Source organism: Flavobacterium bernardetii (genome assembly GCF_011305415.1).
Taxonomy (GTDB): Bacteria; Bacteroidota; Bacteroidia; order Flavobacteriales; family Flavobacteriaceae; genus Flavobacterium; species Flavobacterium bernardetii.
Genome location: NZ_JAANOQ010000007.1, coordinates 15063 through 37890 on the forward strand (window position 1 = coordinate 15063; position 22828 = coordinate 37890).

General features: G+C 31.5%; 20 protein-coding genes. 16 read left to right on the top strand and 4 right to left on the bottom strand.

From position 1 onward, the window contains the following. Positions 1 to 4 precede the first annotated feature (4 nt). Entirely contained in the window at positions 5 to 1255 is a 1251-nt protein-coding gene (locus tag G6N05_RS12235) for an ABC transporter permease (protein ID WP_166129748.1), read from the bottom strand. Between the two features lie 157 nt (positions 1256 to 1412). Between G6N05_RS12235 and purH the strand changes: the two genes are divergently transcribed. From purH to G6N05_RS12270, 7 genes are all read left to right on the top strand, one after another. After that, positions 1413 to 2939 (top strand): bifunctional phosphoribosylaminoimidazolecarboxamide formyltransferase/IMP cyclohydrolase, encoded by a 1527-nt coding sequence (gene purH, locus G6N05_RS12240; RefSeq protein ID WP_166129751.1) that lies wholly within the window; start codon positions 1413 to 1415, stop codon positions 2937 to 2939. Between the two features lie 142 nt (positions 2940 to 3081). Beyond that, entirely contained in the window at positions 3082 to 4110 is a 1029-nt protein-coding gene (locus tag G6N05_RS12245) for a rod shape-determining protein (RefSeq protein ID WP_166129755.1), read from the top strand. 11 nt (positions 4111 to 4121) lie between these two features. Further along, entirely contained in the window at positions 4122 to 4958 is an 837-nt protein-coding gene (mreC, locus tag G6N05_RS12250; protein WP_166129758.1) for a rod shape-determining protein MreC, read from the top strand. Then, positions 4958 to 5464 (top strand): rod shape-determining protein MreD, encoded by a 507-nt coding sequence (locus G6N05_RS12255; RefSeq protein ID WP_166129761.1) that lies wholly within the window; start codon positions 4958 to 4960, stop codon positions 5462 to 5464. The genes mreC and G6N05_RS12255 overlap by 1 nt, the downstream gene beginning before the upstream one ends. Beyond that, on the top strand, positions 5461 to 7428 hold the full coding sequence (locus G6N05_RS12260; RefSeq protein WP_166129764.1) for a peptidoglycan D,D-transpeptidase FtsI family protein: 1968 nt from the start codon (positions 5461 to 5463) through the stop codon (positions 7426 to 7428). Before G6N05_RS12255 ends, G6N05_RS12260 begins: the two co-directional genes overlap by 4 nt. Further along, complete coding sequence (gene rodA, locus G6N05_RS12265; protein WP_166129767.1) at positions 7425 to 8681, top strand: rod shape-determining protein RodA; 1257 nt, start codon at positions 7425 to 7427, stop codon at positions 8679 to 8681. Before G6N05_RS12260 ends, rodA begins: the two co-directional genes overlap by 4 nt. 18 nt (positions 8682 to 8699) lie before the next feature. Beyond that, positions 8700 to 9119, top strand: coding sequence for a hypothetical protein (locus tag G6N05_RS12270; protein WP_166129770.1), 420 nt, complete (start codon positions 8700 to 8702; stop codon positions 9117 to 9119). Here the strand turns inward: G6N05_RS12270 and G6N05_RS12275 are convergent. Then, a complete protein-coding gene (locus G6N05_RS12275) occupies positions 9116 to 9913 on the bottom strand; it encodes a DNA/RNA non-specific endonuclease (protein ID WP_166129773.1) in 798 nt (265 codons plus the stop codon). The genes G6N05_RS12270 and G6N05_RS12275 overlap by 4 nt on opposite strands. 61 nt (positions 9914 to 9974) lie before the next feature. Here G6N05_RS12275 and G6N05_RS12280 point away from each other — a divergent pair, with 61 nt between their 5' ends. Beyond that, a complete protein-coding gene (locus G6N05_RS12280; protein ID WP_166129776.1) occupies positions 9975 to 10544 on the top strand; it encodes a hypothetical protein in 570 nt (189 codons plus the stop codon). A 72-nt stretch (positions 10545 to 10616) separates the two neighbouring features. Here G6N05_RS12280 and G6N05_RS12285 read toward each other — a convergent pair whose 3' ends face one another. Then, entirely contained in the window at positions 10617 to 12833 is a 2217-nt protein-coding gene (locus G6N05_RS12285; RefSeq protein WP_166129779.1) for a carboxy terminal-processing peptidase, read from the bottom strand. Positions 12834 to 12966: 133 nt separating this feature from the next. Here G6N05_RS12285 and surE point away from each other — a divergent pair, with 133 nt between their 5' ends. Next, positions 12967 to 13722: a 5'/3'-nucleotidase SurE gene (surE, locus tag G6N05_RS12290; RefSeq protein WP_166129782.1), complete on the top strand. Its 756-nt coding sequence runs from the start codon at positions 12967 to 12969 to the stop codon at positions 13720 to 13722. Here surE and G6N05_RS12295 read toward each other — a convergent pair. Next, the gene (locus tag G6N05_RS12295) at positions 13717 to 14748 is read right to left on the bottom strand and encodes a LacI family DNA-binding transcriptional regulator (protein WP_166129786.1); all 1032 of its coding nucleotides are present in this window, start codon (positions 14746 to 14748) and stop codon (positions 13717 to 13719) included. The two genes, surE and G6N05_RS12295, sit on opposite strands and share 6 nt — an antisense overlap. A gap of 211 nt (positions 14749 to 14959) precedes the next feature. On the opposite strand from G6N05_RS12295, the gene rplM reads away from it, so the two are divergent. The 7 genes from rplM (at position 14960) to G6N05_RS12330 (ending at position 22690) form a co-directional block, all read left to right on the top strand. Beyond that, complete coding sequence (rplM, locus tag G6N05_RS12300) at positions 14960 to 15415, top strand: 50S ribosomal protein L13 (protein ID WP_166129790.1); 456 nt, start codon at positions 14960 to 14962, stop codon at positions 15413 to 15415. Beyond that, on the top strand, positions 15415 to 15801 hold the full coding sequence (gene rpsI, locus G6N05_RS12305; RefSeq protein ID WP_091310242.1) for a 30S ribosomal protein S9: 387 nt from the start codon (positions 15415 to 15417) through the stop codon (positions 15799 to 15801). The genes rplM and rpsI overlap by 1 nt, the downstream gene beginning before the upstream one ends. Before the next feature lie 180 nt (positions 15802 to 15981). Further along, positions 15982 to 16749, top strand: coding sequence for a 30S ribosomal protein S2 (rpsB, locus tag G6N05_RS12310; protein ID WP_166129794.1), 768 nt, complete (start codon positions 15982 to 15984; stop codon positions 16747 to 16749). Positions 16750 to 16887: 138 nt separating this feature from the next. Beyond that, positions 16888 to 17712: a translation elongation factor Ts gene (gene tsf, locus G6N05_RS12315; protein WP_166129796.1), complete on the top strand. Its 825-nt coding sequence runs from the start codon at positions 16888 to 16890 to the stop codon at positions 17710 to 17712. Between the two features lie 317 nt (positions 17713 to 18029). Further along, a complete protein-coding gene (locus G6N05_RS12320; RefSeq protein ID WP_166129798.1) occupies positions 18030 to 19304 on the top strand; it encodes an NHL repeat-containing protein in 1275 nt (424 codons plus the stop codon). A gap of 187 nt (positions 19305 to 19491) precedes the next feature. Further along, the gene (locus G6N05_RS12325) at positions 19492 to 20385 is read left to right on the top strand and encodes a DMT family transporter (protein WP_166129801.1); all 894 of its coding nucleotides are present in this window, start codon (positions 19492 to 19494) and stop codon (positions 20383 to 20385) included. A 76-nt stretch (positions 20386 to 20461) separates the two neighbouring features. Continuing rightward, entirely contained in the window at positions 20462 to 22690 is a 2229-nt protein-coding gene (locus G6N05_RS12330) for a C25 family cysteine peptidase (RefSeq protein WP_166129804.1), read from the top strand. Positions 22691 to 22828: the final 138 nt, after the last annotated feature.

A 22828-nucleotide genomic window follows, 5' to 3' on the forward strand; every position in this document is an offset into this window, starting at 1 on the left:
TATTTTACATTCCAGTACGAATCGCTTCAACAGGATCTAACTTGGAAGCCGAAATTGCGGGTAAAATTCCTGAGATTAAGCCAATTGCAATTGATAAACTTGAACCTAAAATTATATTTGAAGTACTCAAAACAAATTCAAAATCTAATGCGCTTGTTAATATCATAGCAATAATCCAAACCAATAAAATTCCAATTAATCCACCAAACATTGCTAAAATTACCGCTTCAAATAGAAACTGAAACAATATAAATTTATTTTTCGCTCCTAAAGCTTTCTGAATTCCAATTAAATTGGTTCTTTCTTTAACAGATACAAACATAATATTGGCAATTCCAAATCCACCAACTAAAAGCGAGAAAATACTAATTCCCCAACCGGCAATGTTCATTTGTCCCATAATATCATCAATAAAATCGGTAAATCCTGAAAGAATATTTACGAAAAAATTATTAATCTCACCAGCTCTTAATCCTCTGAAATTTCTCATTTTATTAGCCACTTCAGCCTTAAACTCTTCAATATCAACATCTGCTTTTGGCTTAATTAAAATCGCTGGTGTAAAAATAGCACTATTGTCTCCATATAATTTTCTAATATTATTCACTGGTAAAAAAACTGCCACATCATTGGAATCACCAAAGGTGTTTTCTCCCATTTTTTTCAACACACCAATTACGGTATAACGTTGACCATATAACCGAATTTGTTTTCCAATAGGCTCATTTCCTTTGAACAAACCTTCAGCAACTTCACTTCCAATAACTATAACAGCGGTTCCAGAATTGGATTCCGCTTCATTAAAAAGTCTTCCTTTTTCGACTTTAAAAGGTTCGATTTCGAAAAATTCATTAGTAGATGGCTTTACACGAATAGAATTCACCGTATTGTCATCATATTTTATCGTTTGATTACCTGTAAAAAAATTGAAGGATATCTTATCAATATCATCCATATTTTTCTGTAAATATTGATATTCTTCATATTTTACATGAGGAAATTGATCGCGTTTCCATTCTTCAACATCGGTTGGCCCGAAAGAATATTTAAAAACATAAATCGTATTTTTATCCATACCATCTAAACTATCTACAATATTTTTTTTCAAAGAATCAACTGCTGCTAAAACCGCAATAATAGAAAAAATACCAACCGTAACGCCTAACAAAGACAATAGCGTTCGTAATTTATTATTTCTCAAGGCATTAATCGCAAAAGCAAAACTTTCTTTTAGTAAACGAATGTATAGTATCATAAAAATCAATATTCTAAACATATGTAGCTCAAAAGCAAAAAATGTTACAATTTCTAGTGGAGTTTTTTTGTACTTTATATAGTAATTTAGAAAATGAAATTATTGCATTTTCTTATTCAAATACTTACTTTTGCACTTTAAAACAAACAACAATACAATGACTCACACAAAACAAATCAAATCGGCATTAATTTCCGTATTTGACAAAACTGGTTTAGAACCAATTATTAAAGCACTTCACCAAAATAATGTAACAATTTATTCTACTGGAGGAACGCAAGATTTCATTAAAAACTTAAATGTTCCTGTTGTAGCTGTAGAAGACATTACTTCTTTCCCTGAAATATTAGGCGGAAGAGTAAAAACATTACATCCGAAAATTTTTGGTGGAATTTTAAACCGTCAAGACAATGAAAGTGATGTGGCTCAAATGACTGAATTTGATATCCCACAAATTGATTTGGTAATTGTAGATTTATATCCATTTGAAAAAACAGTTGCTTCTGGAGCTAGTGAAGGTGATATCATTGAAAAAATTGATATTGGTGGAATTTCTTTAATTCGTGCCGCAGCAAAAAACTTTAAAGACACAACTATTGTGGCTTCTGTTGATGAATACGCTACTTTTTTAGGTTTTTATACTGAAAATAATGGCTCAATTTCAATCGAACAAAGAAAATTATTAGCCACAAAAGCGTTTCATACTTCATCAAATTACGATACAGCTATTTTTAATTACTTCAACACAGAAGATACCTATTTAAAAATTAGCGAAGAAAAAGGACAAGTTTTACGTTACGGAGAAAACCCACATCAAAAAGGGTTTTTCTTTGGTGATTTCGATAAAATGTTCACGAAATTACACGGTAAAGAATTATCATACAACAATTTGTTAGATGTAGATGCCGGAGTGAATTTAATGAATGAATTCAAAAACAACGAACCAACATTTGCCATTTTAAAACACAATAATGCTTGTGGTTTAGCAACAAGACAAACAATGAAAGAGGCCTACTTAGATGCATTGGCTGGTGATCCAACTTCTGCTTTTGGTGGTGTTTTAATTGCGAATGGAAACATTGATGTAGCAACTGCAGAAGAAATTAATAAATTATTTTGCGAAGTGGTAATCGCTCCTTCATACGATCAAGAAGCTATTGATATTTTAGAAGAAAAAAAGAACAGAATTATTTTAGTAATTAACGATGTTGATTTACCTGCTAAAAATGTTCGTACCTGTTTGAATGGAATTTTAGTTCAAGATAAAGATAACATTACAGATTCAGCAGCTATCTTAAAAACAGCAACTTTAACTGCTCCAACTGCAGAAGAAATTGAAGATTTATTATTCGCTTCTAAAATTTGTAAGCATACAAAATCTAACACTATTGTTTTTGCAAAAAACCGTCAGTTAATCTCTTCAGGAACAGGACAAACCTCTAGAGTTGACGCCTTAGACCAAGCCATTAAAAAAGCAAAAACTTTTGAATTTGATTTAACGGGTGCTGTAATGGCAAGTGATGCTTTTTTCCCTTTCCCTGATTGTGTAGAAATCGCAAATAAAGCAGGAATTACAGCAATTATTCAACCAGGTGGTTCTATAAAAGATGAATTAAGTATCAACTATTGCAACGACAACAAAGTAGCAATGGTTATGACTGGAGTTCGTCATTTCAAACACTAGAAAATTACCCACAAAACCTATATTTTAAAACGCATTAAAAATTTATTTTTTAATGCGTTTTTATTTTAAATAATTCCAAATAAATTTTATACTTTTGTTAGTTGAATATAAACATACAAAATACTAAACCCTTGATATAAATATGGGATTTTTTGACTTCATGACTGAGGACATCGCAATTGACCTTGGTACCGCGAATACACTGATAATTCACAACGATAAAGTTGTAATAGATAGCCCTTCAATTGTTGCAAGGGACCGAATAACTGGAAAAATAATTGCTGTTGGAAAAGAAGCCAACATGATGCAAGGAAAGACGCACGAAAACATTAAAACAATTCGTCCATTGAAAGATGGAGTTATTGCCGACTTTGATGCGTCTGAAAAAATGCTTCAAATGTTTATCAAAAGTATTCCAGCTTTAAAGAAAAAATTATTCACTCCTGCGCTACGTTTGGTAATTTGTATTCCTTCTGGAATTACCGAAGTGGAAATGCGTGCTGTAAAAGAATCGGCAGAACGTGTAAATGGAAAAGAAGTATACTTAATTCATGAGCCTATGGCGGCTGCAATTGGTATCGGAATTGATATTATGCAACCAAAAGGAAACATGATTGTAGATATTGGTGGTGGAACAACAGAAATTGCTGTCATTGCATTAGCTGGTATTGTTTGTGATAAATCGGTAAAAATTGCCGGTGACGTTTTCACAAATGACATCATTTACTACATGAGAACACAACACAATTTATTTGTGGGTGAAACTACTGCAGAAAAAATTAAAATTCAAATTGGTGCTGCTATCGAAGATTTAGAAAGCTCTCCAGAAGATATGTCGGTTCAAGGACGTGACTTATTAACTGGAAAACCAAAACAAGTTGATGTTTCATACAGAGAAATCGCCAAAGCATTAGACAAATCTATTCAAAGAATTGAAGATGCTATTATGGAAACTCTTTCTCAAACTCCTCCAGAATTAGCAGCAGATATATACAACACTGGTATTTATTTAGCTGGTGGTGGATCTATGTTAAGAGGATTAGACAAACGTATTTCGTTAAAAACAGATTTACCAGTTTATATCGCTGAAGACCCTTTAAGAGCTGTTGTTAGAGGAACAGGAATGGCACTTAAAAACTTAGCGAAGTATAAAAATATCTTAATTAAATAAGCACGTAATACATGCAGCAAATTATAAATTTTCTTATAAAAAACAGCTATAAATTGCTGTTTTTGCTGCTTTTGGGTGTTTCATTAACACTTACGGTAAAATCACATTCTTACCACAGAAGCCAGTATATCAATTCTTCCAACGCTGTATCTGGTTATACGTATAACCAAATCAATAGCGTAAAAGAATATTTTGGTTTACGACAAAAAAACGAAGATTTAGCTAGAGAAAATGCGCGTTTAAAAGAAATTCTTTTCAATAAAAAAGACACTGTTTTAGAAAGTAAATTTACGGTACCAGATATTTTATCAAACTATACAGTTCGACAAGCTAAAGTGATTAAGAATTCTTACAGTAAACAAGAAAATTTTTTAACTTTAGACAGAGGTGCATTTGAAGGATTAAGAACTGATATGGCTGTAATAAGCGACAGAGGTGTAGTTGGAATTATTGAAAAAACTTCGAAAAATTTTGCTACGGTTATTAGTATCTTACACACTAAAAACCCTTTAAACGGAAAAATTAAAAATTCAGAACATTTTGGATCTATTACTTGGGATGGGAAAAATGCTGGTTATGTACAATTGATTGATGTTCCAAAATTAGCTACTTTGAAAAAAGGCGATACTATTGTTACTGGAGCACAATCTGCCATATTTCCAGAAAACATTCCAATTGGAAAAATTGATAGAATCTTTGAAGAAAAAGCAACCAATAAATATGTAATCAATATTAGATTATTTAACGACATGACTTCTTTAGGCTATGTTTACATTATTGAAAACAAAAAGAAGAAAGAACAACAAGCTCTGGAAACAGAAACCGAAAAAGATCCAACTAAAAAATAATGAACAGTAATTTCATTTTAAATTTAATCCGTTTTATCGTTTTATTAACGATACAAATTGTTGTGTTGGAACAAGTCAAATTTGGCGGTTGGATAAATCCGTATTTATACATACTATTCATAATTTTATATCCAATTAACTCTAACAAATCAGGGTTCATTGCTGCAAGTTTTTGCCTCGGTTTAGTAATGGATTTATTTTGCGATAGCGGTGGAGTTCACGCAACAGCTTGTTTACTTCTTGCCTATTTCAGACCAGGTTTTTTAAAATTTGCCTTTGGTTTAAGTTACGAATACCAAACTATTAGAATTGCCGACAAATTGTCTGTTGACCGATTTACATTTATCATGTCTGCGATTTTATTTCATCATTTAGTGCTTTTTACATTAGAATTATATCGCTTCGATTTATTTTTCGAAGTCATCACGCGTACCATTTTAAGCACAATTTTCACATTCATAATTTGCATCATCAGTATTTATTTAATAAAACCTAATAAACGATGAGAAAGACCTTATTACCAACCATTATCATAGTAACTTCGATAATTTTATTGGCGCGTCTTTTTTATTTACAAATTATTGATGACACCTTAAAAATTAAATCAGAAAATAACGCTATTAAAATTAAATACGACTTCCCAGAAAGAGGTTATATTTATGATAGAAACGGAAAACTTTTAGTTGCCAATCAGCCATCGTACGATATTATGGTTGTGCCTAACGAAGTTAAAGAAATTGACACACTTGAATTTTGCAGAATTCTTCAAATTACAAAACCAGAATTTTTAGAAAAAATTGCCAAAGCAAAAGTATATAGTCCAAGATTACCTTCGCTATTTCTTCCACAATTAAATAAAATGGAATTTGCTGGTTTTCAAGAAAAAATTAGAAAATACAACGGATTTTACATTCAAAAACGTGCTTTAAGAGAATACCAAACCAAAAATGGTGCAAACGTATTTGGGTTTATCACACAAGTAAACGACAACATTATTGCTAAAAAACCCTACTATAAAAGTGGTGATTTAATTGGAATGCAAGGTGTTGAAGAAGCTTATGAAGAAATTTTACGAGGTGTAAAAGGCGTTAGATATATTTTAAAAGACAAACACAATAAAGAAATCGGTTCTTATAAAGAAGGAAAATTTGATACGATTGCCAAACAAGGTAGTGATTTAACGTTATCTATTGACGGAGAACTTCAAAAATATGGCGAAGAATTGATGATAAATAAGCGAGGAGGAATTGTTGCCATCGAACCAAGTACGGGTGAAATTTTAGCACTAGTTACTGCTCCAACTTACGATCCAGCTTTATTAGTTGGAAGACAACGTTCCAAAAATTACACCAAACTTTATAACGACTCTATTGCGAAACCATTATATGACAGAGGTTTATTAGGAGAATTTCCTCCTGGTTCTCCATTTAAAATTTTAACTGGATTAATTGGATTACAAGAAGGCGTAATTAACGAAGAAACATCATTTAGTTGCGGACCAGGTTTTTATTACGGTCGTGGTGCCTTTATGAAATGTCACTGTCCGGGCGGTCATATTAAACTAAATTTCGGAATTTATAAATCGTGTAATACTTATTTCGCAAATACTTATAAACGTACCATAGAAAAATACAAAAAACCAAAAGACGGTGTTAACGCTTGGGCAAATCATTTAAAAAGTTTTGGTCTAGGAAATTTTATGGGTTATGATTTACCCACTGGTAGAAAAGGGCATATTCCAACTTCTAAGTTTTATGAACGTTTTTATCCAAATGGTGGTTGGCGTTCTACAACTATTATTTCCAATTCAATTGGTCAAGGAGAAGTTTCTATGACACCTATTCAATTAGCAAATATGATGGCAACTATTGCTAATAGAGGCTATTATTATACACCTCACATCATCAAACAAATTAAAGGCAGAAAAATTGACGCAAAATACACCACAAAACACGTTACTACAATCGATAGAAAATATTTCGACCCAGTTGTGAATGGTTTATTTGATGTTTACAACAGAGGGACAGCTTCAGGTTTAGGAGTGGTAGGTTTAGAAATTTGTGGAAAAACTGGTACCGCGGAAAACTTCGCAAAAATTAATGGGAAACGTGTGCAATTAGAAGATCACTCTGAGTTTGTAGCTTTCGCACCAAGAATACAACCTAAAATTGCTATTGCTGTAATTGTAGAAAACGGACATTATGGAAATACTTGGGCTGGACCAATTGCAACTTTAATGATTGAAAAATATTTGAATAAAAAAATTACCCGAAAAGATTTAGAAAAACGAATGTTAGAAGGTAATTTAAACTATCAATATCGAAAATTATACCAAGCTAAAGATTCAATAAATAAACCGAAATTAACTAAAACAGACTCCGTTCGAATGAAGTTAAAATCGAAAAAAGAAATTGAGGAAGAAAAAAAGAATAAAGCAACGGGTAAGAAAAAAGATTCTGTAAAAAAATGAAAAACCAAGATATAAGTAGTTCAATCGATTGGATAACAATTTTGTTATACATTATCCTTGTTGTTTTTGGATGGATGACTATTTATTCAGTAACCGTACCACCAGATCAAGAATATACTTTTGATTTTAGCTTAAATTATGGAAGACAAATGATTTTTATGATCATTACCATACCAATTATCTTTGCTATTTTATTTGTCGATTCAAAAATATTTGAAAGGTTCTCTTTTGTTTTTTATGGTGTCGGAATAGCACTTCTTCTGGGATTATTTGTCTTTGGAGTTTCCAAAAAAGGGCAAACTAACTGGTATCAATTTGGTGGATTTGGATTTCAACCTTCCGAATTTGTTAAAACAGCTGTCGCCTTATTATTGTCGAAATATTTAAGTGATGCGCAAGTAAATTTAGCTAAGAGAAACTTCCAATATATTGCTTTTGCCATAATTGGTTTACCTGTTTTTTTAATATTAATGCAACCAGATGCTGGAAGTGCGATGATATTTTTATCGTTAATTTTTGTATTGTTTAGAGAAGGATTACCTGGCTGGTATTTATGGACTGGTGCTATTGCTATTGCTACTTTCCTTTTGGCTTTAATTATAAAACCCATATTCCTAATTTCATTTATTGGAGTTTTTATGGTAATCCATTATATTTTTAATCGATTAATTTCTCGAAATCCAATTGTTTATGGTTTGATATTTATAGCCATATCCAGTTTTGCTTTTTCGGTAAGTTATATGTACGATAAAGTTTTAGAACCACATCAAAAAGACCGAATTAACGTGCTTTTAGGAAAAGATGTGAATATGAAAAAAGAAGGTTATAATCTAAATCAATCGATGATTGCCATTGGTTCTGGAGGATTACTCGGAAAAGGTTATTTAGAAGGCACTCAAACCAAAGGTGGTTTCGTACCAGAACAACATACTGATTATATTTTTACAACCGTTGGTGAAGAATGGGGATTTGTAGGAAACCTATTAGTCATGAGTATATTTGTATGCTTATTCATTAGAATTTTATATTTAGCCGAAAGGCAAAAAACCCGATTTAGCAGGGTTTATGGCTATTGCGTTGCCACCTATTTATTTACCCACTTTTTTGTAAATATTGCGATGTTAATTCGTTTGTTCCCAACAATCGGAGTACCACTACCCTTTTTCTCTTATGGTGGTTCAAGTTTATGGGCGTTTACCATTATGCTTTTTATCTTTATTAAGATGGATGCGAATAAAGTAAATGAGTGGTAAGGATTAAAGCAATATACAATGACTATATTTAATATACTTTTAATCTTAACTTCCGCTTATATATATGTGGATTTATCTTCAAAAGTACATGATAAAATTTCCAAAAGGAAGCTTTTTGTAATAGCAATAATTTTCTTAACTATAGGAATAATTTTTGAAATATTCTTGACAAAACCTAAAAACTTCAATTACATAACACTTAGCTTTTTACCATTAATACAATTGATTTGTTTTGAATTATCTTCTAAACTATTAAAACCTTTTATTGGAAAATATCCTTATATGCCATTTAGAGAGAAAATAGGAGCAAAAGTTATGGGGAATGGATTTCCTAAAAACAGAAGAGTTAAATATTCAGATTATCTATTTATGTTCATTCAACTATTTATTCCATTAATTACAATAATCATTATTATTGCTCAAATTAATAAAATCTAAAAACTCCAACCTTTATAATCTTTACTAGCTTCTAATTTATTTTCTGAAGTATCATCTAATTTAGGGAAAAAGTCTATTCCTGTTTTCTTTTCTAATTCGTCTACTGAAACCACAAATTCATATAACGGTTTATTTGATTTTTCATGTGGGACTAAAAAAGCAATCATTCTGGTTTTGTCTTTCGTTAATAAGACCTTGTAGAAGTATTTTGGAACGGAGACATCTTCTGTGCCAATAGTCTCTAAATCGTCATTTAAAACGCCGCCAGTTACTACGTAAATTCCATCATATTTTCCTGCCCAATAACGCACTTTGTTTTCTAAACGATTCCAAACACCTGCATTAAAATCATATAATTGTGGTGAAGCATTGCTTGTGAAAAAGGTTTCATCAAACAATTCCTGAGTTTGTTTTCTATCGCCTGCCGGACACAAATGTCCTTTCGTATAACCCGATTTTTTATAGTTTCTCCAATGTGCAGATTCGGTTTCCACTATCGGATCTTGCTCAAAAAGTGGGCGTTCTAAATTAGAATATTTCCATTTTCCGTCTTCTAACAAATAGGCAACCCATTCGCTTTGTTCATGCGCTTCTACATAAGAAAAAGTATACCCTTTATGTTCATAAATGGCATTTGATGTTGAAGTTGGTAAATACGAAAATTCTGTATTTTCTGTTGGTTTTTCAGAAGTTGGTACAATTTTTGTTTCAGTGGTTTCTGCTTTACTTTCATTTTTAATTTGACAAGATGTAAAAACGGAAAGAATAAATATATTTAAAAAAAAAATTCGCATAATTAAGTTTATTATCTTTGTAAAAGTAAACAAAAAAAAGTTTTACCTAATACCTACAATTATGAAAAAAACACTAACAATCATGGCATTTGGTTTGTTTGCCATAAATGCAAACGCACAAGATATAGTTCCACCTTCTACAGCCAGATCAAATGATTCGATTCAAAAAGTTGAAATAGAAAAGTTCGAAAAAGAAAAAGCAGAAAAAGAAGCATTAAAAACGAAAGAGAAAGCAGACAAAGATACTGCTAAAGAAAAGGAAAAAGCGGAAAAAGCATTAAGAGATCAACAAAAGGAAATTGAAAAAGAAAAAAACGCTTTAACAAAAGAACTTAAAGCTTCTGAAAAAGCTAGAAAAAATGCAGAAAAAGAAAGAAAAAAACTTGAAAAAGAAAGAAAACAACTTGCAGATGCAAGAGACAATGTTGCCGATTTAAAAGAGGACATTCTTAAAAATAAAGAAAAATTAGAAGACGAAAAAGAGAAGTTTGAGAAAGACAAAAAGAAAGGAAAATTATCTCCAAATGACGAAATAAAACGTCAAGAAAAAATAGAAAAACTTCTTAAAAAAAGTACAGATTTACAAAACAAATTAGAAAAAGCTACTATTAAATTAGATAAAATAAGATAAGCTTTTTACCAATCTATAGAAACAAAAAATGCCATTCAAAACGAATGGCATTTTTTATATTTAAAACTTCAACTATTTTGAAGCTAACTTTTTCTCTTTAGTTTTCTTTGCTTTTTTAGTTTTCACTAAAGTTGTATTTACATCTTTTCCTGTTAAATCAGTCAAAACATTTAACGTTTCAGTCATATAAACGTCTTTCACTAATTCTGCATGCCATCTGTCGCGTTTTTCTTTTAGCAATTCATCTTTAGCCATTAATTCTAATTCATATGGTAAAGAAGTAAACGTTAAGTTGTTTTTAAATTTTTCAATGACTTTAAATTTCTTAGTCTGCTCTTCAATTTCAGCTAACTCTTTTTTGTAAGAAGCATAATTCAAACTAATTGTATTGTCTTCTTTTCTGTCGTTTATCCATTTTGCATTTTCCGAAATTAGTTTAAAACTCTCATTACTTGCAATTCTGTTTTTACTATTAGCAATAACATTATCAAAGCTTACATTTAAAGGAGAATAAACTGCTGGTTCAATTTTATCCCAAGGTAAAGCGCTTTTTTCATCTTTTTCACCAGTTTCCATAAAACTAAAACGGTCTGGCATTACCACATCACTTTTCACTCCTTCTAATTGTGTAGAACCACCATTAACTCTGTAGAATTTCTGAGTCGTTGTTTTCAACGCTCCTAAATCTCCGTATTGGTTTCCTCGAACAAATTCGTTTAATTCAAATACATTTTGAACGGTTCCTTTTCCGTAAGATTGCTTACTTCCAATTACAATTCCTCTTTTATAATCTTGAATGGCAGCTGCAAAAATTTCTGAAGCTGAAGCCGAATAATTATTAATCATAACTACTAACGGTCCATCCCATTGCGCATTCGGAACTGAATCTGCTAAAACTTGTGCTTTCCCATTAGCTGGTTTTACTTGAACTACAGGTCCTTTATCAATAAACAAACCTGTCATTTTCACAACTGTTTCTAAAGAACCACCACCATTGTCGCGTAAGTCCATTACAATTCCTTGAACGTTTAATTCTTTTAATCTTTCTATTTCTTGAGCTACATCTTTAAAAGCATCTCTTTGTGATTTGTTTTCAAAAGATTGGTAAAATTTTGGCAAATAAATTACACCAAATAATTTCCCCTCTTTATTAACCACAGTTGATTTTGCAAAAGTTTCTTCAGTTTCTACTTCGTCTCTAACAATTGGCACAACCTTTACAGTTCCATCCACTTTTTTAACGGTAAGTTTTACTAAAGTTCCTTTTGGTCCTTTTATTTTTTTAATAACATCATCTAAACGCATTCCTGCAATATCAATTGGCTCTTCGTTTCCTTGAGCTACTTTGATGATAACATCTCCTTGTTCTAATAATTTTCCTCTCCAAGCTGGACCGCCGCTGATTAATTCTGAAACTTCAATTCCTTCATTTTTCTTTTGTAAACGGGCTCCAATTCCTTCAAATTTTCCACTCATACTTACATCAAATTTCTCTTTATCTTCTGGAGAAAAATAATAAGTATGCGGATCATATTGCGTTACAATCGCATTAAGATAAATGGAGAACCAATCTTCACGAGTTAATTCCGCAATAAAACCAAAGTTATTATTTAAATTACTTTCCGTTGTTTTTCTAGCTTTTTCTTCTAATTCTTCGAAAGTTTTTGGTTCAGACTTAACTACTTCTTTCTTTTCAGTAGCTTCTGTAACTGTTTTGTCATCATTTTTTAAGGCATCTTGAATTTCTTCTTTATCCGTAATATCACTTAAAACAGCAAACTCTAATTGCTTTCTCCATCTCTGATTTAAATCATTTGTTGATGCCGCATAAGGTAGTTTTTCATAGTCTACACTAATCGTTTCATCGTCTTTTAAATTCAATGGCTTTGAAAGAATTGAAGTATAAATTACTTTCGATTCTTTCATTCTTTGCATTAATCTTTTGTAGGTTAAATCGAAAAAAGACAAATCTTTACTTCTAATCATATCGTCAATTGAATTCTCATATTTTTGAAATTCATTGATATCCGATTGAATGAAATATCTTTTTGTTGGATCTAACGATTCAATATAAGACGCATACGCTTTTTTAGAGAAAGTATCGTTTAATTCAATTGGCGAAAAATGCCCTTTTTCTAAAACAAAAGACAACAACTCAATTAACATTTTATCTTTATCGTCGCCAGACGTTTTTTGAGTCGGAATAAAACTCCACAATCCCGCAGATAATATTCCAACAACCAATAAAACCTTATAATTCCTTTTCATAAATTCTATTATATTTTTCATTTCTAATTTCTAAAATCGTGCCAAAAGTGTATTCGGATACTTTTTTAAAGTACGAAAACAAATTTAATATTTTTATGTACAATAAAATCATAAAATATGATAATTTAGCAAATAATTTAACACTTCAGTCCAAATGAAAAAAATTCTAATTACTAATGACGATGGCATTGCTGCTCCAGGAATAAAAGCCTTGACAGAAGTGATGCACGAATTAGGTGAAATTTTTATTATTGCTCCAGACAGCGCACAAAGCGGAATGGGACATGCCATTACCATAAATAGCACATTAGAATTGAAACATATTCCAGGTTTTTTAGGAACTGAAAACGCATATAGCTGCACTGGAACTCCCGTAGATTGCGTAAAAATGGGTATTCACGAATTAATGAAAACCAGACCAGATTTATGTGTTTCTGGTATCAATCATGGTTCGAATTCTTCTATAAATGTGATTTATTCTGGCACGATGAGTGCTGCGGTTGAAGGAGGAATTGAAGGCATTCCATCGATTGGATTTTCATTATGTGATTATAGTTGGGATGCGAATTTTGAAAACATCAAACCATTTATCAAAAAAATCGCATTAGAAGTTTTAGAAAAAGGATTACCAGAAGGCGTAATTTTAAATGTAAATTTTCCAAAAACAGATAACATAAAAGGCATTAAAATTTGTCGTCAAGCGAAAGCGGCTTGGGAAGAAGAATTTGACAAACGTACCAATCCAATGGGAAAAGAATACTATTGGCTAACTGGGAAATTTGTGAATTATGATAATGGCGAAGACACAGACGAATGGGCTTTAGCAAATGATTACATTTCGATTGTGCCTGTTCATTTTGATTTGACCGCTTATCACGCAATTCAGCAATTGAATAATTGGAATTTATAGTTTTCGAACCGAATCTCTTTTTCGTAATTCGGTTTTAATTACTGCGGTTTCAAATATTTTTTCTGATTCAGAATCCGGAATTTCTTCAATGCGCTTGATGATTAATTCCGCTGTTTTTTGTCCAATTTCTGGTGCGTGTTGACTAATTGTCGACAAACTTGGCGTCATTCGGCGCGACCATAAACCATCAGCAAAACCAATTATTGACACATCATCAGGAACGTGCAATCCATTTTTCAAACAAAATTTCATCGCAGTAACTACGGCATATTCGTCAATAGCAAAAATAGCATCTGGTTTTTTTTCTAAAATAAGTGTCCCCATTTTTTCATCAAAGCCCACATCAGAACCCATTAATAAAGAAATGTTTTTATCAAATTTGATATTATTTTTACGCAACGCTTCTTTGTAACCGTTTTCTCTTAAATCGCCAACGCTTAAATTATTGATTGTAGAAAATAAAGCGATTTTTTTACAATTGGTATCAATTAAGTATTGTGTCGCATTTACAGCAGAATCGAAATCATCTACAATAACTTTATCACATTTTAATTCTTCTGCAATTCTATCAAACAAAACAACTGGTGTTCCGTGACGCAATACATTATATATGTGTGTAAAATTATTTTCTTTCTGAGTTTCTTCAGCCAAGGCCAAAATAAAACCATCAATCGCACCATTGTCTAACATTTCAATCATTTGTTTTTCTTTTTCCAAAGATTCGTTAGAGGTACACGTAATTAAATTATATCCTTTTTCATTCGCATAGGATTCGATACCAGAAAAAACTTTCGCAAAAAACGGATTTAAAATATTGGGAAAAACCACACCAATCGTATAGGAACGCTGATTTTTTAAATTTTTAGCGATACTATTGGGTTTATAATTTTTAAGTTCAGCAAATTCTTTAATTTTAATTTTAGTTTGTTCACTAATTTCTGGGCTATTGCTTAAAGCTTTAGAAACTGTTGAAGTAGAAACACCTAATTCTTTTGCTAATTCTTTTAATGTGGCTTTTGATTTCATTTTGATACTTTAATCAAATTCAAAAATATAAAATAGCCGCTAATAATTGTATCAAAATGAATATAAATTTAGAATAGAATTCAAAGAGTTCAAAATCAATACAAAAGAAATTTAGGTTAGAGTTTGTAATTTTAATAATTAATTGTACTTTTGCACCCCTAAACCCGAAGTTCGGGAATAGGAATGGAATGTTTAATTAAAAATTAGTATTGTGAACACATTAAGCTACAAGACAATTTCGGCAAACAAGGCTACTGCAGACAAGCAGTGGATTGTTGTAGACGCTGAAGGTCATAACTTAGGTCGTTTTGCTTCTAAAGTAGCTATGCTATTAAGAGGTAAGTACAAGCCAAGTTATACGCCGCATGTTGACTGTGGAGATAACGTGATTGTTATTAACGCAGAAAAAATCAATCTTACTGGAAACAAAATGGATGAGAAAACTTACATCCGCCACACAGGTTATCCAGGAGGACAAAGAAGTCTAACTGCAAAAGTAATGAAGGAAAAAAATCCTGCATTATTAGTAGAAAAAGCAGTTAAAGGAATGTTGCCTAAAAACAAATTAGGAGCTCAATTATTCCGTAATTTAAATGTTAACGTAGGAGATGCTCATAAACATGCAGCACAAACTCCTAAAACTGTTAACCTAAACGATCTTAAGTAATGGGAGTAATTCACAAAATCGGAAGAAGAAAATGTGCAGTTGCACGTGTTTATGTTTCAGAAGGAACTGGTAACATTACAGTTAACAAAAGAGAGTTTGCTGTTTACTTTCCAACTGCTACATTGCAGTACAAAGTGAAACAAGCTTTAACATTAACTAACAACGAAAACAATTTCGACGTTAAAATTAATGTTTATGGTGGTGGAGCAACTGGTCAAGCAGAAGCTGTGAGAATGGCTATTGCAAGAGCTATGTGTGAAGTTGAAGCAGAAAACAGATTGGTTTTAAAACCAGAAGGATTACTAACAAGAGATCCAAGAATGGTAGAACGTAAAAAATTCGGTCAGAAGAAAGCACGTAAGAGATTCCAATTCTCGAAACGTTAATACTGGACTTGTTCCTGTATTATTTTTCAGATACATTTTTACAACAAAATTAGAATTTAAAAACAAGTTGTCGATATTTCTTTTTATTGAAAAAGAAATTAGTTTAGCATCTAAATTTTTAAGACTAGCGCAAGTTACTACTTAAAGATTGCTAGAACACGGAACGTAAACTATTACAAAATGGCAAACAAAATTGACGTTAAAGAGTTATTAGAGGCTGGTGTTCATTTTGGACACATGACTCGTAAGTGGGATCCAAACATGGCTCCTTACATTTATATGGAACGTAATGGTATTCATATCATTAACCTATATAAAACTGCTGCAAAAATTGAAGAAGCGAATGACGCTTTGAAAAAAATTGCTGCATCTGGTAGAAAAATACTTTTCGTAGCTACCAAAAAACAAGCAAAAGATATCGTTGCTGAAAAAGCTGCTGCTTGTAACATGCCTTACATCACTGAAAGATGGCCAGGTGGTATGTTAACAAACTTCATCACTATCAGAAAAGCTATTAAAAAAATGGCTTCTATTGACAGAATGAAAAAAGACGGTACTTTTATGACGCTTTCTAAAAAAGAACGTTTACAAGTTGATCGTTTAAGAGCAAAATTAGACAAGAACTTAGGTTCAATTGCTGACATGTCAAGAATTCCTGCTGCATTATTCGTAGTAGATATTAAAGCTGAACATATCGCGGTAAAAGAAGCAAAAAAGTTAAACATTCCAGTATTCGCAATGGTTGATACAAACTCTGACCCTCGTTTGGTTGAGTACGTTATCCCAGCTAACGACGATGCTTCTAAATCAATCGATAAAATTTTATCTTTAGTAACTGCTTCTATTACAGAAGGTTTATCTGAGAGAAAATCAGACAAAGAAGAAACTACAGATTCTACAACTGAAGCTCCAGTAGCTGAAGCTGAAGAAACTTCTTCTGAAGCATAAATAATATAAATTCCGAAAGTAAAATTCCAAATTCCAAATTAATTTAATAACTATTTGTTATAAATTATATAAAACTGGAATTTGGATTTTTACGATTGGAATTTCTTTTTTTACATTAATAATTTAAAATATAATAAAATGTCAAATATAACTGCTGCTGAAGTTAACAAATTAAGAACTACAACTGGTGCTGGTATGATGGATTGCAAAAAAGCTTTAGTTGAAGCTGAAGGTGATTTTGAATTAGCGATTGAAATTTTAAGAAAAAAAGGTCAAAAAGTTGCTGCTAACCGTTCTGATAGAGAATCTACAGAAGGTGCTGTTATTGCTGTTGTTAATGGTGATAATACTGCTGGTGTTGTTGTTTCTTTAAATTGTGAAACTGACTTCGTAGGTAAAAACGAAGGTTTCGTAAAATTAGCAAATGATTTCGCAAACTTAGCCTTAAATTTTTCTGATAAAGACGCTTTCTTAGCTGCTGACTTCGGTGGAATTACTGTTGCTGAAAAATTAATTGAGCAAACTGGTGTAATTGGAGAAAAAATTGAAATCGGTTCTTTCGAAAGATTAGAAGGTGCTTTTGTTAATTCTTACATTCACGCTGGAAATGGTATTGCTACTTTAGTAGCTTTATCTGCAAATGTTGAAGGTGGTGCTGAAGCTGCTAGAAACGTTGCAATGCAAGCTGCTGCAATGGCGCCAATCGCTTTAGACGAAGCTGGTGTTGATGCTGCAACTATCGAAAAAGAAATCGAAATCGCAAAAGATATGTTACGTACTGAAGGTAAACCAGAAGCTATGATTGAAAACATTGCGAAAGGTAAATTAGGACGTTTCTTTAAAGATAACACTTTAGTAAACCAAGATTATATTAAAGATAGTTCTATGAGCGTTGCTGCTTACATTAAATCTGTAGATTCAGGTTTAACTGTAACAGGATTCAAAAGAGCTGCTTTAGGATAATATATCTTAAAAATATCTATACCTTTAAGGCTGTCAAATTTGACAGCCTTATTTTTTTGGCCTCACCTCAACCCTATTTAAAGCACAAATTAATTGGGTTTCCTTACAAAATTTTTATTTTAAGTAAAACCGTTTCTAAAAATTCTAATTTAAAACAAATAAGCGGATAATAGTATTAAAAAATTAGCACGTTACCTCTTCAAGATAACATGCTTTTAAATTAGTAACAAAATAAAATTCTACATTAAATATTTTCTTACATTTACAACGCAACCTTTTTATAAGAAAAGCATCTAGCAAGTAAAAAACCACAAATTATGGCTAAATTTCTATTTTTTATAACCGTTTTTAATACCTTCTTTGGGTTTTCACAAACGGTGAGTACTGTTGCTGGTACAACTTCAGGTTATTTAGATGGGTCAGTTAACATAGCCCAATTTAAAGACCCTTTAGGCATTTGCACTGACAATAATGGCAATATTTTTGTTGCAGATAGGTCTAATAACAGAATTAGAAAAATTGACGCTTCGGGTACTAACATGGTTACAACGATTGCAGGTAGTGGTGTAGAGGGTTACGCAGATGGCATAGGCACTTCTGCTATTTTTGGGGCACCCACTGGAATTTGTATTGATGCTTTAGGTAATTTATATGTTACAGATTTCTGGAATTTTAAAATACGTAAAATTACTCCAACTGGCGTAGTTACCACACTGGCAGGGAGCACGCAAGGATTTGCAAATGGCAATGGCACAGCTGCACAATTTGACTACTTAGAACAAATATGTATTGATGCCTTAGGCAATTTGTATGTTGCCGATGCAGGAAATAGCAAAATAAGAAAAATTACACCTAGCGGCACGGTTACAACAGTAGCTGGCACAACATCTGGATATTTAGACGGGGTAGGTACTATAGCAAAATTTGACTATCCAAATGGTATTTGTATTGATGGAAACAATAATTTATATGTTGCAGAATATTTTAGCCACAAAATAAGAAAAATTACACCAACAGGTGTAGTAAGCACCGTAGCAGGTAGCACTTGGGGTTTTACTAACGGACAAAGTACTACCGCACAATTTAGATATCCTACAGGTATTGGTAGAGATACAAGTGGTAATTTATATGTTACAGATTCAGGTAATAATATGATAAGGAAAATAACACTTAGTGGTATGGTAAGCACCTATACGGGTAGTGAAAATAATGGCTATTTAGATGGTAGCTTAAATAATGCCTTATTTAGTAATCCATGGGCAATACATATTAAAAATAATGTAATATACGTTTCGGAAGGAGGTAGCGATAAAATCAGAAAAATTACTAGTAATTTAAGTTCTGAAAATTTTGAGTCTGACAATTTTAAACTATTTCCAAACCCAACCACTGGTGCTTTTACAATTGAAGTACCAAATACAACTATCAGTAAAGTAAGTATTTATGATGTGTTAGGCAGAATGGTTTTTACAGAAAATACTAATTCTTCTTTTTCCTACACGTTCCAAAACAAATTTTTAAACAAGGGTATGTACAAAATTGTTGTTACTACAGAAAAAGGCAGTTTTACTAAAAGTTTACTCGTAAATTAATTTTAGACATTAACAATTCAGAAACTACAATAGATATTTCAACCTACACCAATGGTTTCTATACTGTAGCTTTAGTAGTAAACGGAGAAATTTTAGATGCTAAAACCTAAATTAAAGAATAAGACAAATAATATCTATACCTTTAAGGCTGTCAAATTTGACAGCCTTATTTTTTTACAAGCTTTTTATGGGAAACAAAAATTCAAAATGGTATATCTTGCTAGTATTAGCAGTAGTTTGGGGAAGTTCATTCATACTAATGAAAAAAGGTTTAGATGGCGGAATGAATGCCTATCAACTAGGAGCGTACCGAATCATTTTTACTTCACTTTTTTTAGGTGTTTTTTTCGGAAAAGAATTTTTTAAAATTCAGAGTACAAAAATTAAATATATCTTTTTAGCTGGATTACTAGGTAATTTCTTCCCTATTTTCCTTTTCGCATTAGCACAAACAGAAATAAGTAGTTCAATTAGCTCTACCTTAAACTCGTTCACTCCATTAAACACACTAATAATTGGAAGTCTGTTTTTCGGTTTAACCTTTAGTAGAAAACAAATCTTAGGTTTATTTATCGGAATTATTGGTTGTTTAGTATTAGTTTATGCTGGCGCTTCAGGCAATCCATCCAAAAATTATTGGTTTGCACTTTTAGTAATTATAGCATCTTGGTGTTATGCTGCAAATATTAATTTGGTAAAAAAATATTTATCCGATGTTTCACCACTTTCCATTACGGTAGGAAATTTTGCATTTTTACTGATTCCAGCTGTACTAATTTTACTTTATATTGGATATGATTTTCAAACGATTCATCAAGTTTCAGATGGTTTGGATTTTACCGATAACATTCATCCTTTAATTTATGTTGCAATTTTAGGAATTGTCGGAACCGGATTAGCCAATATTTACTTTTATAGATTGATACAAATGTCGTCACCTATTTTCGCATCAAATGTGACTTATTTAATACCAATTGTTGCTACAATTTGGAGTATGATTTTTAACGAAGGCGTAACCTTATTACAAGTTTTAGGAACAGTAATAATATTATTTGGGGTTTATATAACTAACAGAAAATGAAATACTTATTTGTAATTAAAATTGTGTTATTAATTTATATATATTTGTAAACCAAATCAACTTTAACTACTAACCAATGAAAACAAAACTAACAATTGCATTTTTAGTATGTGCTAGTATATTAACATTTGCACAAACACAAAAAATTGTTTCAACCGAAAAAAACAATTTTACGATTCAAAACACCTCAGAAAAATATGTTTCATCGAAGAAAACAGTAGAAAATATTTCTTATGAAGATTTTTCAAAAACAACTAAAGTAGTAACTTTAGAAAAAAACGCGCCTGCATTGCCTTTCTATTCTGAATCTGTAGAAATTTCAAACTCAGGAAAAGTGTCGTTTGAAATATCATATGATAGTTATGAAGAATTTTCGAATATTAATATTTTACCATCTAAAGGAAGTTTAAAAAGGAATGTAAATCCAGATAACATACCCTATGTTTTTGGAAAAGAATATTCGCAAAACACTTTTTATCCTGGAAATTTAGCAGCTGTAAGCGCCCCTTTTATTTTTAGAAGTACGAGAGGAGCAACAATTTCTTTTTATCCTTATCAATACAATCCAGTTACTAAAACATTAAGAGTATATAAAAATATTTCTGCAAAAATTATTACATCAACTGAGGAAACAGGATTAAATGAATTGAAAACTAGATCAAACGAAACAAGTTCAGATTTTCAAGAAATGTACAAAAATTTATATATAAATGCTGCAGTCACTAATCCTGTCGTAGACAAAGGAGATATGTTGATTATCACACCAGCTTCATATGTTACAACTATTCAACCCTTTGTAAATTGGAAAATTGAAAAAGGAATTAAAACAACGGTAGCCACTTTAACTCAAACTGGCAATACTGCCACTACAATAAAAAGTTATATTCAAAATTTCTACACAGCTAATCCAGATTTAGCCTATGTAGTCTTAGTTGGTGATCATGAGAATTTACCAAGTTATACTTATGGATTAACAGGAGCTAATGAACAATTATGGAGCGATTCTTTTTATGGACAATTAGAAGGTACCGATTTATTTCCTGAAGTTATGGTGGGAAGATTTTCTGGCTCAACCACAAATGTGCAAACTATGGTTGCTAGAGTAATTGAGTACGAAACAAATCCATTAGCTGGAGATTGGATGACAAAAGCTATCGGTATTGCCTCTAACGAAGGTGCTGGAGCAGGTGACGAAGGCCAAGCAGATTATGTTCATTTAAGAGCTATTGCAACTAAACTAATTAACTTTGGTTATTCTACAGTTCATGAATTTTATCAAGGTTCACAAGGTGGTAATGACGCAGCTGGCGAACCTACTCCGGCGCTAATTTCAAATGCTATTAATCAAGGTACTGGTTTGTTAAACTATACTGGTCATGGAGATATTGACCTAATGGTTACAGGAAATTATACAAATGCAAATGTAAATACGCTAACAAATAATGGTAAATATCCATTTGTAATTTCGGTGGCATGTAATAATGGGACTTTTGTAAATCAGACTTCTTTATGTGAGGCTTTTACAAGATTGAACTATAATAATTCACCAGCAGGTGCGATTGCAGCTTGTGGTTCTTCCATATTAATGGCTTGGGCAGAACCTATGCAAGTACAAGATGAAATAACAGAATTAATTATTAGAAGTGACAATCAAAACATAAAAACAACTTTAGGAAGTATTTTTAATAATGGATTAGTAAGCATGCTTGAAACTTACAATTTAAATGCAAGTGCACAAGAAGTAATGCAAACTTGGATATTTTTCGGTGACCCATCTACAGAATTTAGAAGTAAAATAACTACTGATATTACTGCAACTCATCCTGCTCAAATAAATCAAAATGGAGGCGCTATTACAGTAACTTCAAATACTGAAGGAGCAACTATTTGTATTTCTCAAAATAATGAAATACTGGTAAAATCTGAAATTATTGGTGGAACTGCAAATGTTGTTATTCCAGCACTTACTTCACAAAATAATTTAAGTATTACATTAACTAAAGATAACAGAAAACCTTATAGAGGAACTATTACCGTTAACACTTTAGGTTTATCTGAATTTGAAAACTATTTTGTAATTTATCCTAATCCAGCATCAGATTTTATTACAATTGAATCTTCAAAAATAATTGACAACGCCAATATTAAACTTTTCGATTTAAACGGAAGAGTTATTATTAATAAGCAAAACATGTCGCTAGATTCTAAATTTTCTTTACCTGTTTCTGAAATAGCTAGTGGTTTATATTTGTTAGAAATAAATGATGGTGCAAATAGAAAAATTCAAAAAATTCAAATAAAATAATTTGAATATATATAAAACGAAAAAGGATTTCTTTTAAATCATCCACAAAGATTAATCACTTTATAGTTAACATTAATAAAAAATAAGCTCGATAGTATATCGGGCTCTTTTTGTTTTTAAGTTTTATTGACTTTTACT

Bases quoted from the DNA above. Each gene is read 5' to 3' on its own strand.
- G6N05_RS12235 (WP_166129748.1), bottom strand. From the start codon at position 1,255: ATGATACTATACATTCGTTTACTAAAAGAAAGTTTTGCTTTTGCGATT.
- purH (WP_166129751.1), top strand. From the start codon at position 1,413: ATGACTCACACAAAACAAATCAAATCGGCATTAATTTCCGTATTTGAC.
- G6N05_RS12245 (WP_166129755.1), top strand. From the start codon at position 3,082: ATGGGATTTTTTGACTTCATGACTGAGGACATCGCAATTGACCTTGGT.
- mreC (WP_166129758.1), top strand. From the start codon at position 4,122: ATGCAGCAAATTATAAATTTTCTTATAAAAAACAGCTATAAATTGCTG.
- G6N05_RS12255 (WP_166129761.1), top strand. From the start codon at position 4,958: ATGAACAGTAATTTCATTTTAAATTTAATCCGTTTTATCGTTTTATTA.
- G6N05_RS12260 (WP_166129764.1), top strand. From the start codon at position 5,461: ATGAGAAAGACCTTATTACCAACCATTATCATAGTAACTTCGATAATT.
- rodA (WP_166129767.1), top strand. From the start codon at position 7,425: ATGAAAAACCAAGATATAAGTAGTTCAATCGATTGGATAACAATTTTG.
- G6N05_RS12270 (WP_166129770.1), top strand. From the start codon at position 8,700: ATGACTATATTTAATATACTTTTAATCTTAACTTCCGCTTATATATAT.
- G6N05_RS12275 (WP_166129773.1), bottom strand. From the start codon at position 9,913: ATGCGAATTTTTTTTTTAAATATATTTATTCTTTCCGTTTTTACATCT.
- G6N05_RS12280 (WP_166129776.1), top strand. From the start codon at position 9,975: ATGAAAAAAACACTAACAATCATGGCATTTGGTTTGTTTGCCATAAAT.
- G6N05_RS12285 (WP_166129779.1), bottom strand. From the start codon at position 12,833: ATGAAAAATATAATAGAATTTATGAAAAGGAATTATAAGGTTTTATTG.
- surE (WP_166129782.1), top strand. From the start codon at position 12,967: ATGAAAAAAATTCTAATTACTAATGACGATGGCATTGCTGCTCCAGGA.
- G6N05_RS12295 (WP_166129786.1), bottom strand. From the start codon at position 14,748: ATGAAATCAAAAGCCACATTAAAAGAATTAGCAAAAGAATTAGGTGTT.
- rpsI (WP_091310242.1), top strand. From the start codon at position 15,415: ATGGGAGTAATTCACAAAATCGGAAGAAGAAAATGTGCAGTTGCACGT.
- rpsB (WP_166129794.1), top strand. From the start codon at position 15,982: ATGGCAAACAAAATTGACGTTAAAGAGTTATTAGAGGCTGGTGTTCAT.
- tsf (WP_166129796.1), top strand. From the start codon at position 16,888: ATGTCAAATATAACTGCTGCTGAAGTTAACAAATTAAGAACTACAACT.
- G6N05_RS12320 (WP_166129798.1), top strand. From the start codon at position 18,030: ATGGCTAAATTTCTATTTTTTATAACCGTTTTTAATACCTTCTTTGGG.
- G6N05_RS12325 (WP_166129801.1), top strand. From the start codon at position 19,492: ATGGGAAACAAAAATTCAAAATGGTATATCTTGCTAGTATTAGCAGTA.
- G6N05_RS12330 (WP_166129804.1), top strand. From the start codon at position 20,462: ATGAAAACAAAACTAACAATTGCATTTTTAGTATGTGCTAGTATATTA.